This window comes from Drancourtella sp. An57 (assembly GCF_002161525.1).
GTDB classification, from domain to species: Bacteria; Bacillota; Clostridia; order Lachnospirales; family Lachnospiraceae; genus Sellimonas; species Sellimonas catena.
Genome location: NZ_NFHY01000001.1, coordinates 183,811 through 196,296 on the forward strand (window position 1 = coordinate 183,811; position 12,486 = coordinate 196,296).

Annotated in this window: 11 protein-coding genes and 1 tRNA gene; 2 read left to right on the top strand and 10 right to left on the bottom strand. The window is 45.4% G+C overall.

Annotation, left to right across the window (positions count from 1 at the left end; translation table 11 throughout):
* Nucleotides 1-84: 84 nt before the first annotated feature.
* Both B5G11_RS00975 and B5G11_RS00980 read left to right on the top strand, forming a co-directional pair.
* Nucleotides 85-1,542, top strand: coding sequence for a helix-turn-helix transcriptional regulator (locus B5G11_RS00975; RefSeq protein WP_087251853.1), 1,458 nt, complete (start codon nt 85-87; stop codon nt 1,540-1,542).
* 8 nt (nt 1,543-1,550) lie between these two features.
* Nucleotides 1,551-1,988: an immunoglobulin-like domain-containing protein gene (locus B5G11_RS00980; RefSeq protein ID WP_087251854.1), complete on the top strand. Its 438-nt coding sequence runs from the start codon at nt 1,551-1,553 to the stop codon at nt 1,986-1,988.
* A 51-nt stretch (nt 1,989-2,039) separates the two neighbouring features.
* On the opposite strand, the gene pflA is transcribed toward B5G11_RS00980, so the two are convergent.
* The 10 genes from pflA to glgB all read right to left on the bottom strand — a co-directional run bounded on the left by pflA (nt 2,040) and on the right by glgB (nt 12,377).
* Nucleotides 2,040-2,801, bottom strand: coding sequence for a pyruvate formate-lyase-activating protein (gene pflA, locus B5G11_RS00985; RefSeq protein WP_087166608.1), 762 nt, complete (start codon nt 2,799-2,801; stop codon nt 2,040-2,042).
* Nucleotides 2,788-3,030, bottom strand: coding sequence for an autonomous glycyl radical cofactor GrcA3 (gene grcA3, locus B5G11_RS00990; protein WP_024734038.1), 243 nt, complete (start codon nt 3,028-3,030; stop codon nt 2,788-2,790). The genes pflA and grcA3 overlap by 14 nt, the downstream gene beginning before the upstream one ends.
* A gap of 25 nt (nt 3,031-3,055) precedes the next feature.
* The gene (pflB, locus tag B5G11_RS00995; protein WP_087166607.1) at nt 3,056-5,140 is read right to left on the bottom strand and encodes a formate C-acetyltransferase; all 2,085 of its coding nucleotides are present in this window, start codon (nt 5,138-5,140) and stop codon (nt 3,056-3,058) included.
* Between the two features lie 183 nt (nt 5,141-5,323).
* Nucleotides 5,324-7,354 (bottom strand): sulfatase-like hydrolase/transferase, encoded by a 2,031-nt coding sequence (locus tag B5G11_RS01000; RefSeq protein WP_087251855.1) that lies wholly within the window; start codon nt 7,352-7,354, stop codon nt 5,324-5,326.
* Between the two features lie 114 nt (nt 7,355-7,468).
* A tRNA-Lys gene (locus tag B5G11_RS01005) sits at nt 7,469-7,541 on the bottom strand.
* 129 nt (nt 7,542-7,670) lie between these two features.
* Nucleotides 7,671-8,015, bottom strand: a complete 345-nt coding sequence (locus B5G11_RS01010) for a thioredoxin domain-containing protein (RefSeq protein ID WP_087166605.1) — start codon at nt 8,013-8,015, stop codon at nt 7,671-7,673.
* A gap of 219 nt (nt 8,016-8,234) precedes the next feature.
* A complete protein-coding gene (gene trmB, locus B5G11_RS01020) occupies nt 8,235-8,885 on the bottom strand; it encodes a tRNA (guanosine(46)-N7)-methyltransferase TrmB (RefSeq protein ID WP_087251857.1) in 651 nt (216 codons plus the stop codon).
* Nucleotides 8,886-8,924: 39 nt separating this feature from the next.
* Complete coding sequence (locus B5G11_RS01025) at nt 8,925-9,701, bottom strand: ZIP family metal transporter (RefSeq protein ID WP_087251858.1); 777 nt, start codon at nt 9,699-9,701, stop codon at nt 8,925-8,927.
* 52 nt (nt 9,702-9,753) lie between these two features.
* Complete coding sequence (locus B5G11_RS01030) at nt 9,754-10,362, bottom strand: class I SAM-dependent methyltransferase (protein WP_087251859.1); 609 nt, start codon at nt 10,360-10,362, stop codon at nt 9,754-9,756.
* A 101-nt stretch (nt 10,363-10,463) separates the two neighbouring features.
* Nucleotides 10,464-12,377, bottom strand: a complete 1,914-nt coding sequence (gene glgB, locus B5G11_RS01035; RefSeq protein WP_087251860.1) for a 1,4-alpha-glucan branching protein GlgB — start codon at nt 12,375-12,377, stop codon at nt 10,464-10,466.
* Nucleotides 12,378-12,486: the final 109 nt, after the last annotated feature.

Here is a 12,486-nt window from a genome sequence, read left to right on the forward strand (position 1 = left end):
TGGTTTTTTTATCCTCTTTTCTTTATAATAATTCTAACACACGTTCCATAACAGAACATTATTTTAAAATCAGGAGAAAAATCTATGTCGATATTTTCGGATTTATTAGGGAAGCATATCGCTGCAAAAGCCATAAAATCAAATGAAATGGCGCAGTTCTGCGGAATTGAGCGCTCCTTTATGTATAAAATTATCAAGGGGACACGGCATGTGGCAAACATGGACACCGTTCTTCTGATGGCCGAGTATCTGCGGCTCACCCCTTCCGAACGGAATGATTTTATCGAATCCTACAAAATTTCCGTTGACGGGCTGGAAAACTACTACCGCAGGAAAAGCATTCTTGAATTATTTGAAAATTTTAAAAAATACTCTGAAATTTATTCCACCCCGACCCCTGCGCCTTTATCCTGTTTCCCGGATACTCCGGGTGTATCTACCATAACCGGGCAGAATGAAATTAACCATCAGCTGTTTTATATTCTTTTTCTGGAATCCCGGACAAACGATCCCCAGATCCGTCTTCTGATCCAGCCGGACTCGGATTTTCTGATGAATCTTCTTCCGACTCTGGGATATGAAAACAAAAACCTGTCAATCAGCCATATTATCTGTTTTAATTCCAGCGATCAGCTGACAATTAACAAGAAAAACTATAATCTGACCTGCCTGAAGAAGATTCTCCCGGTCTACTGCTGTGCATGTAAATACAATGTTTATTATTACTACGGGGAACTGGTTCATTCATCAAATGAGCTTCTTCTCTTCCCTTATCTTGTGCTTACATCCAGACACGCATTCCTTCTTTCCAGAGATATGCGTTCCGGAATCCTGTTCCAGACAGAGAAGAGCCTGCAGTTCTTTCATCAGATTTATGATCAGTATCTGGAGCAGACCTCTTCCTTTGGTGTTACCATGAGTGATCTGTCGACTCAGCTTGATTATTTTCATAACCTCAAGGCAGACGTCGATCAGAACTACTGTTTTCAGATGCTCCCGTGTCTGACCTACTGTATTCCGGATTATTTTTATGACAAATATATTTATCCAGAACTTCCAAACCGCAGCTATTTGATTTCCATGCTGAGAGATTATGTACATGATCTCAGGAAACGCTTTACCGGCCACCGCATGCTTTTCATCTTCTCCGAAGAAGGGCTTCGGCGCTTTCTGGATACCGGACGGATCCCGGAATATCCGCCGGAAGTATACCGGCCGTTTGAGCCTGCGGACCGTATTACTCTGATCAGACAGTTCCTCCAGATCTGTCCGGCCGGAGGGATCCGGATGCTTAAATGCAGCATCGGCGACCTTGATAACGAACTGTTCATGTATGTCAACCACCGGAACGGTTACCTGATGTTCCCGTCTTCCAATCCGGAACGGCTGATCTGCCTGGACATCACAGAACCGGGACTGCTCCACGGATTCTGCGATTTCTGTGAACATCTGGATAAAGACCTTTTCTACACAGAAGAGGAAGCGGTAGAGATCATTTCTTCGCTGATAGCAGAGACAGAACAGAACGAGGAGCTTATATAGGAGGATATATGAAGATTTTCATTTTATTGGCTGTAATTTTGCTGGGATGCAATGGGTGTGCGTCGAATAAAGCCCACATCGATAATGGCGAAACGAATCCGGCAGTATTATTAGAACTTTGTTCGGACGAAAACGTAATTCCTTCTTCAAGTTCACAAATAGAAGTGAATATGATAAATAATAGTGAACAGGACATCGCAACCGGAGAAGCCTATGAGATCGAAACCTTTCTTAATGATAAATGGACGGAAATTCCGGTTTCGATCGTATATGAGGATATTGCCTACACTATCGCGGCAGGTGAAGAAAAAAGATTTATCTGTACGCTAGATGATGTCTCAGAAAGCGGATCCTACAGAATTAAAAAACCATATTCTATCGATACGGAAAATGCTTCTTCTTCAACCGAATATGTCTATGCAGAATTTCAAATAGTTCCTAATTAAAAAATGCCAGTTCCGGTCTTGCCGGAGCTGGCGTTTTCTGATATAAAGGGCTTATTTTGCAGTCCTTTTCTTTCTGTCTTCCATTATGATTTTCAGCAGGAATTCTCTCGCTTCATGGGCTTTTGTCTTATCCATGGCTTCCACGCCTTCCAGCGGATATTTCATTCCGAGCTGTTCGTACTTTTTCGTCCCCATCGTATGATATGGAAGCACTTCCAGCCCTTTCAGATTTCGGAAACCGGAGATCAGATGTCCCAGTGTCTCCAGCTCTTCTTTCCCGTCGGTAATACCAGGAACTACAACGTGGCGTATAATCATCGGTACCCCCGCCGTCTCCAGTGCTCTGGCAAACTCCAGCACCGGAGCCTGATCCTGTCCTGTCAGTTCCCTGTGGCCTTCCGGAAGGCTGTGTTTAATATCCAGCAGAACCAGATCCGTAACCGCAAACAGCTTCTCAAACTCTTCTTTTCTTGATTCTCTGTATACAATACCGGATGTATCCAGGCATGTATGGATCCCGGTCTCTTTCGCCTGCCTGAAAAGCTCTGTCAGAAACTCAAGCTGTAAAAGCGGCTCACCGCCCGTCGCGGTAATCCCGCCCTTTCTGTAGAACTTCTCATTATGACGATATGTTTCCAGAAGTTCCTCCACTGTCATGAGATTTCCCTGGTTCGGCTGCCAGGTGTCCGGATTATGACAGTACTTGCATCGCATCGGACACCCCTGGAAAAAGATGACAAAACGAATTCCGGGACCGTCCACGGTCCCGAAACTCTCTGTCGAATGAATATAGCCCTGATTACATTTCGTCATGGAATGTTCTGGAGATAACCTCATCCTGCTGCTCTTTTGTCAGCTTATTGAAGTTTACTGCGTATCCGGACACACGTACAGTAAGCTGCGGATACTTTTCCGGATGAGCCTGTGCATCCAGAAGTGTATCTTTTGTGAATACATTTACATTCAGATGATGTCCGCCTTTTTCAGCGTATCCATCTAATAAACCTACAAGATTGTCAATCTGAGCTTCACTGATTTTCATATGATTGTCCTCCTTATTTTATATATTATTCTTCGTCGTCTAATGTTGCATTTGGCTCGCAGCATGCGCAGTCCGGCTCCAGCTCGAAAGCAATGTCGTCAAAAAGAATGGCGTCATCTTTTCCGAGTGCTCCCGGGATGATGGAGAAGGTATTGGAAATACCATCCTGAGCATCTTTAAACGGCAGTTTTGCTACAGAGCTTAAGGAAGCTACCGCACCATGGCTGTCTCTGTGGTGCATCGGGTTTGCTCCCGGAGCGAACGGCTCGCCGCCCTTTCTTCCATCCGGTGTAGATCCTGTATTCTTTCCGTATACAACGTTGGATGTGATCGTAAGGATGGATGTTGTCGGGATACCTCCACGGTATGTGTGATTTCCTTTTACATAGGACATAAACTCATGCACGATATCGTATGCGATCTCATCTGCACGGTCATCATCATTTCCGTATTTCGGGAAATCTCCTTCAATTTCGTAATCTACTACAATACCATTCTCGTCACGGACTGTTTTTACTTTCGCGTATTTAATCGCTGACAGGGAGTCAGCTACAACAGAAAGTCCTGCAATACCTGTCGCGAACCAGCGTGTTACCTTCTTGTCATGAAGAGCCATCTGAATTCTTTCGTAGCAGTATTTGTCATGCATGTAGTGGATGATGTTCAGTGCATTGACATATACCTGTGCAAGCCATTTCATCATGTCACTGAATTTGCTCTTTACTTCATCGTAATCCAGATATTCGGATGTGATCGGACGGTACTTCGGTCCCACCTGTTTCTTGGAAATTTCGTCCACACCACCGTTGATTGCGTAAAGCAGACATTTTGCAAGGTTTGCGCGGGCTCCGAAGAACTGCATTTCCTTACCTACGCGCATAGAGGATACGCAGCATGCGATTGCGTAGTCATCACCATGTGTCACTCTCATCAGGTCATCGTTCTCATACTGGATGGAAGAAGACTCGATGGATGTCTTCGCACAGAAACGCTTGAAGTTTTCCGGAAGTCTTGTGGACCACAGCACGGTCAGGTTCGGTTCCGGTGCTGTTCCAAGGTTCTGCAGTGTATGAAGGTAACGGTAGGACATCTTTGTAACCATCGGACGTCCGTCGATTCCCATACCTCCGATCGACTCTGTTACCCATGTCGGGTCTCCGGAGAACAGTGCATTGTATTCCGGTGTTCTCGCAAATTTTACAAGACGCAGCTTCATAATGAAGTGGTCGATGAATTCCTGAATCTGCTCCTCTGTGAATGTGCCGTTTGCAAGGTCACGCTCAGCATAGATATCGAGGAATGTGGAAGTACGTCCAAGGGACATTGCCGCACCGTTCTGCTCCTTGATTGCAGCAAGGTATCCGAAATACAGCCACTGGATCGCTTCCTGTACATTTTCAGCCGGTCTGGAAATGTCAAATCCGTAGATCTGTCCCAGTTCTTTTAATTCTTTTAATGCTTTAATCTGTTCGGAGAGTTCTTCTCTTTCTCTTGTAACATCAGAGTACATGATTGTTCTTGTCGTATCTTTCTGATGCTGCTTGTCCTCGATCAGTCTGTCCACACCGTAAAGAGCAACTCTTCTGTAGTCGCCGATGATACGTCCGCGTCCGTATGCATCCGGAAGTCCTGTGATGATGTGGCTGGAACGGCACGCTCTCATCTCCGGTGTATAAGCATCAAATACTCCGTCATTGTGTGTCTTTCTATGTTTAGTGAAGAATTCAACGATTGCCGGGTCCACATGGTATCCATTTTCTTCGCATGCCTTGATTGCCATGCGGATACCGCCATATGGCTGCAGGGAACGCTTGAACGGCTTGTCTGTCTGGAAGCCTACGATCTTTTCCTTGCTTTTGTCAAGATATCCCGGTCCATGGGACGTAATGGTAGAAATAATTTTCGTGTCCATATCAAGGACTCCGCCTTTTTCGCGCTCCTGCGCGGACAGATCCATAACCTGCTCCCACAGTGCCTTTGTATCCTCTGTCGGTCCTGCAAGAAAGCTGTCATCACCTAAATACGGTGTGTAGTTTTTCTGGATGAAATCTCTTACATTGATTTCTTTTTCCCAGATGCCTCCGCGAAAAGATTCCCATTCTTTTCTCATGTTGATAATCCTCCTTCAAATATAAACCCTATACTGTTTCGAAACAACTGTTTCTGTTTCATGGGGCTATTATAGCTGATTCGTGAAATCTGTGTCAATGCGTTTCATGTACTATTTCAGGAACAATTCCTGCTTTTCGGCAAATCCTAGCGATTGTATAGGAAAAAATACAAAACCTGTACCTTATTCATCGTTTTTCAGGAAAAAGAACTCGTCCAGCCGGCTCTCTTCTCCAAAAATCTTGTTGTAATTAATACAGTCATCAAGCGGCAGATACTCCTCCTCCCGGCCTCCGGATCCGTACTCGTGAAATCTGCCGTCATGTCCATAGTAGGCTGTTCCGCTGAAAGCCGGCACCTTTTCTCTTAAGTCAAGAAGATACTGCTGATATTTTGTAAGCTCTACCCCAGCCGTCTCCAGTGTCATAGCTCCGAGATAATTACTGCTTGTGACAACATCCTGCTGCTCCTCAATATCATAATTTGCCCAGATCAAAAACGGGGTCAGATAATAATTCTGGTTTTCTTCAAACGTCATTTCCTCATCTGTCTTTCCAAATACATACTCGTAAAAATCTTCGGACAATGTCGGAAGATGATCTCCAAAAAACACAACTACCGTCGGCTCATCGGACTTTTCCAGATCTTCGATCAGTTTCTGCAGTGCCCGGTCGGATTCATGAATCAGTGACATATACTGTTCCACCTGTGAATCGGTATACTCCAGCAGTTCAATTGAATTTTCATATTCTTTTGTATACGGAGAATGGTTCTGCACGGTGACACAGAATGTAAATACCGGATCTTCTTCCTCCTTTATGATTTCCTCAATCCGGTCAAAACATGCCTCGTCCGAGATAAAATCACGTACCATTCTCTCCCCCTGAAAATCATCCAAACTCAGAAACCGGTCAAATCCCATCGCTTCATACGCAACTTCCCGATTATAATTTGTCGGAATGAACGGATGTATCGCAGTTGTTTTATAACCCTGGCTTTCGAGCGGCTCTACCATGGCGGCATCCAGTTTTTCCCCAAGTACTACATACGGCGTCGAGTTAAACATCCTCATCGATGTTCCTGTCAGAAATTCAAACTCCGTTTTTCCTGTTCCTCCTCCCAGAACAGGAACCAGCAGTTTTCCTTTAATCGTATTTTCTGTCAGACTGTTATAGAACGGCATAATTTCATCTGACACCGGGAAGTCTCTGATCCAGGTCAGATCAGCAAAAGTTTCATCCATAATTGCAATGATATTGGGTTTCTCCGCACTTCCCGTATTTCCGGATTCAATCCCGTCCGATACCTGCTGCAGTTCTTCAACCGAATACCCCTCCGGCTCCTTTACAATCGAATCTCTGGCTCCACGGATTACGCACATCTGCATTCCATAATTATAAAAGCTGTCTCCCGGCCGGTTTCCATTCAGAACCACATTCCAACTGTCCGGCTGATCTGACCATCCAATATACCGGATTCCTCCGACAAGCAGGATAATGCCCGCTGCCCGGATCAGAATCTTTGCTTTTTTTCCCTTTACAAGTTTATATTTATTTCCTGTATATAAGGAAGTTACGATACTGATTATAATCACGCCCACAATCAGCATGTGCAGTGTCATGGAATATTCATAGTCGCCTGCTACTGTCGTCGCCGTCCCGATATCCAGAAGATCCACAATCTGCAGAGGAAGTCCCCGGAATTCATAAACAAAATAGCTGGCAATTGTCCATATGAAATACATGGCGCTGCACAGAAGCACTGCAAGGCGCAGCGAATTGCACAGCAGAAAATATATCAGAAAAACAACAGCCGAGACACAGATACTAAGAGCCACAAACTGATAAGGAATCGTAAACATCTGCGGATTATAAATCCACTCCATGATCCAGAACATACCTGTCCCCATTGCAATTGCCAATGTTACGATGCTTCCAACACCAAGCCTTTTGATTTTCCTCTTTTTTCTGAGAAAGAGGCAGTAAAACTGCCATAGAATTGCTCCGGCAACACCAAACAGCCAGAGAAGTACCCACTGCACGATTCCTTTTGTCGAGTCTCCATTTGCCGTCCTGCCAAACATTCTCCAGTTTGTCAAAAGCACAACCATGACAGCCAGCCAGATGATCGCAAGCAAAATGCTGATTACTTTTGTTTTTCTCTTTTTCCACCTTCTTCTGATCTGAAGAATTATCTTTTGTACATCCTGCCTCATACGTGCTCCCTTTCCATCACTAATCTATCTATTCCAAATCAAACTTTCGCCCTTTGGGCACAAAAAAAATCACCGCCCCCAGAGATCTCCCTCTCCAAAAACAGTGATTTAAAGTGCGCCATCAGGGGCTCGAACCCTGGACACCCTGATTAAGAGTCAGGTGCTCTACCAACTGAGCTAATGGCACATTTTGCATTTTCCATTTGTTTAACGCAAGAAAAATTATATTACATTATTCAGGAAAATGCAAGCAAAATTTAAAAATTTTTTTATTTTTTGTGAAACGCCTGAAATTCAGGGCGCCCGGGTGATACGGTTATCTCTTTCTCTTCCGGCTGTTCAGCATATTTTCAGCAGCGTTCAATCTTCCGGCCATCTCCTCCGGCTCCATCATCCCTGTCATCCGCAGAACTTCTTCCCCGTCCGAAAACAAAAGAAATGCCGGAATTGCCCGGATACGGTATCTTGCGGCAAGAAGCGGATTGCTCTCCGTTTCCACTCTCCCCGCCTTGATTTTCCCGTCAAATTCTTCCGCAACCATTCCGAATATGTCTTCCATCATCGAACACTTCCCGCACCAGACTGCATAAAACTCTACCAGTACAGGCTTTTTCTCCTCCAGTACTTCCTTCCGGAAATTCTGCTCTGTCAACTCCTGCATTTGTCACACCGCCCTGACCTGCAGCCAGGATTAAATACCCTGTATAGTTCTGCACAGGATTTTTGAAGAATCCGGATCTTTTTATTCAGCCAGATATTATCGTAGCAGAATCTTCCGCACGTATGGCAGACCTTTCTTCCGCATCTTTTTCCCATTTTCCACCTACCTGCTTTTTCTATCATCATATGCCGGATGAAGGATTCTGTTACGCGTTCCCCCCTATCTTTTTCTTTCTGCAATCAGCTTGCAGATCGGATTTCCTTTGGCGGAAAACTTTGCCTCATATTCCGTCATAATATTCCCCCGGTTCAGGTCTTCGTTATGGTGCAGGTCGAAAGTATGTGCCTTCAGTTCCCAGCCGGCCTCCTGAACCTGCTCAAGAGAAAATTCAAACAGTTCTTTATTGTCCGTTTTAAACTCCACAACCCCGTCCTGCTTCAGAATATGATCATATCTCTCCCAGTACGCGGCTGACGTCAGTCTTCTCCTTGCATGACGTGCCTTTGGCCACGGATCCGAAAAATTCAGATAGATCCGGTCCACTTCCCCCGGTTCAAATACTTCTTCTATTTCAGCCGCATCCATACATACAAACCGGATGTTAGAAGGCGGTTCCTCCATGGCATCCATCCGCTCCAGCGCCCGCAGAAGCACACTGGAGTATCGCTCGATTCCAATATAATTTATTTCCGGATGTTCCAGCGCCATCGTCATCAGGAACCTGCCCTTCCCCATACCGATCTCCACACGTACCGGATGGTCATTTCCAAAGACCTCTTCCCAGTGTCCTTTCTGTTCCTTCTCATTCTTTATCACCGCTTCATGTCCGGCAATCACGTCTCTTGCCCCCGGTATATTCCGAAGTCTCATCCTATTCTCTCCTCTCTCCTGATCTCATCTGGACTTTCATTATCCCAGCGCAACGTCCAGGATCATCATCAGCACAAAGCCGGCTGCAAATCCGATCGTTCCGATATTACTGTGTTCCCCTTCGCTTGCCTCCGGGATCAATTCTTCCACCACAACATAAAGCATTGCTCCGGCCGCAAAAGACAGCAGATACGGAAGCACTGGTGTAATAAATCCCGCAAGCAGAATGGTAATTCCGGCCGCCACCGGTTCCACTGCCCCGGAAAGCATCCCGTACAAAAATGCCTTTCCCTTTCCCGTTCCTTCACTTTTTAACGGCATGGAAATAATTGCTCCCTCCGGGAAGTTCTGGATCGCAATGCCGATCGACAGCGCAAACGCACCTGCCATTGTAATTTCTGTGTTCCGCGAGAGCATCCCCGCGAAAACCACGCCGACCGCCATTCCTTCCGGAATATTATGAAGTGTGACGGCAAGGACAAGCATGGTTGTTTTTTTTAAAGAACATTTCGGTCCCTCTGACTTCTCCGCTCCCATGTGAAGGTGCGGTACCGCCTGATCCATCATAAGCAGAAAGAAAATTCCAAGCAGAAATCCGGCTGCCGCCGGAATAAACGCGTATTTTCCCATGTTTTCCGACATTTCCATCGATGGAATCAACAGTGACCATACCGATGCCGCCACCATCACTCCGGACGCAAATCCAAGAAGTATCTTCTGAATAAGCGGTTTCATATGGCCTTTCATAAAAAAAACACACGCCGAACCAAGCGTGGTCCCTATAAACGGTAACAACAGTCCTGCTGCAAGCTGCATATCTTCATCCCTCCTGTCAGTTAGTATATGATATCATCCACATTCTGCTACATCAAAGCCGGATAATCAGTCCCGGAACCGGTGGATGATTCGGACGATTGTAATATGAGCTCATTATAACCAGATATTTTTTTCTGTCAAGACCTTTCAGATATTCCATCAAAGCTTCCTTCTCCTCAAATCCACTGTCTTTCCCGCTGTAGATACAAAGACTGATAATTCCTCCCTTTTTCAGAAGCTCCAGACTCTGTTCAACTGCCTCCAGACTTGTCTGCGCTTTTGTGGCAAGATCATGTGCCCCTCCCGGAAGATAGCCAAAGTTAAACACAACACAGGAGACACTTCCATAACCGTCCTGCGTCTTCTCCAGCATTTTTCGGCAGTCCGGGTCCTCTGCCAGCTGTTCTCTCATCTTTTCATGTCCGCAGCAGAAAATTCTGACCTTTTCTTCCACGCCGGCCTCCCTCAGCCGTTCTTTTGTCTTCTCTACCGCCTGTTCCTGGATGTCAAATCCCGCTGTCAGTCCATCACTGCCTGCCAGCCTGCATAAAAGCAACGTATCATGTCCATTTCCACAGGTGGCATCAATACAGTAGTCCCCATCCTTAACCTGTTCTTCGATAAACCGGTGGCACCACTGTGTAATCTGGTAATTTTCCATATCGACCCTCCATTTTTAAACCACACAAAATCAGGCTCGCCTGCAAAGCCTTCATGCACCTTCCAGACGGGCCTGATCATTTTTCCTGTCAACTGCAGTAATCAGAACTCAAATACTGCCACACCGTATGGTGGAAGTTTATATGCAAAGGAATACGGTCTTCCATCGCACTCCTGCTTCACAGCCTTATAAACAAGCGGCCGTTCCTCGCCCTTTCCTCCATACTGTTTTTCATCACTGTTTAATATCAGCTTGTACTGCTTTCTGCGCGGCACACCTACGCGGTAGTCCGCCCATTCCATCGGCGTGAAGTTGCAGACAAAAAGCAGATTCTTTTTATTATTTCTGGAATGACGGATAAAGCTGAAAATACTTCTGTATCCGTCGTTCGCATTTACCCACTCAAAACCATATCCGACAGTGTCCTGCTCATACATGGCTTTATTCTTTTTGTAAAGCTTCAGAAGATCTCTTGTAAACGCCTGCAGATACTGATGCTCCGGCTCTTCCAGCAGATACCAGTCAAGCTCTCTTTCCTCACTCCACTCTCTAAGCTGCGCGAAATCCTGTCCCATAAACAGAAGCTTCTTCCCCGGATGCCCCATCATAAATGCGTATCCGACTTTCAGATTCGCATATTTATCAAATCCGAGTCCCGGCATCTTATTGAGCATCGAACACTTCAAATGGACGACCTCATCATGTGAAAGTACAAGAACATATTTCTCACTGTAAGCATAGGTCATCGCAAATGTCATCTGATTGTGGTGCTCTTTCCGGAAATAAGGATCCAGCTTCATATATTCCAGAAAATCGTGCATCCAGCCCATGTTCCATTTCAGGCTGAATCCCAGTCCATCGTCTTCCGGTTTTCCTGTCACTTTAGGCCATGCGGTAGACTCTTCCGCAATCATAACCGCTCCCGGATTTCGTCCAAGAACAACCGAATTTAAATGCTTGAAAAACTCGATCGCCTCCAGATTCTGATTACCTCCATATTTGTTGGCAACCCACTGACCGTCCTGCTTTCCATAATCCAGGTACAGCATCGATGCAACTGCGTCGACACGAAGCCCGTCCACATGGAAATGCTCCATCCAGAACAACGCATTGCTGATCAGGAAATTTTTTACCTCAGACTTGCCGTAGTCAAAAATCTTCGTACCCCAGTCAGGGTGCTCACCTTTTCTCGGATCCGCATATTCATAAACCGCTGTACCGTCAAAATCCGCAAGTCCGTGCGCATCTCTTGGAAAATGAGCCGGTACCCAGTCCAGAATAACCCCGATTTTATTTTTGTGGAAGTAGTTGATCATATACGCAAAATCTTCCGGGGTTCCATATCTGGAAGTCGGCGCAAAATATCCTGTTACCTGGTATCCCCAGGAGCCGTCATACGGGTGCTCTGCGATTCCCATCAATTCAATGTGGGTATATCCCATCTCTTTCATATATTTCGCAGCTTCTACTGCAAACTCACGGTAGTTGTAAAAGCGCTCCTCTTCTTCTCCCGGATGCTGTTTCCAGGAACCTATGTGCGCTTCATAGATAGACATCGGACTCTCATCCATGTTCCAGGTAGTCCTCTTTTCCATCCACGCACTGTCGCTCCATTTCAGATTCGATATGTCATGCACTTTCGAAGCGGTTCCAGGCCTTACTTCCGCATAATTCGCGAACGGATCAGCCTTGTAGAGGAAGTCTCCGGTCTTCGTCTCAATACAGTACTTATAGATCATATCCTCTTCGATCCCCTGAATAAAGCAGGTATAGATCCCAAGCGGCTCTTCTCTTACCATCGGATTTTTATCCTTGTCCCAGTTGTTAAAGTCACCTACAACCGAAACTGCCTTCGCATTCGGCGCCCAGACTGCAAAATACGCACCTTTTCTGCGTCCATCCGTAACAAGATGGGATCCCATTTTTTTATATAAATCATAATGAGTTCCTTGTCCAAATAAGTACTGATCCAGTTCTCCTATCTCATATGGTTTTTTCTTTTTTGTTCTCGCCATACTATCCACCTTCTCACAAAAAATCTAAGCTTATTATACTTTAGGGATGGATAAAAAGAAAGAGTTTTAACAAAGTTTTTCACTTTATCAAAACTCTTTTCGTCATTTT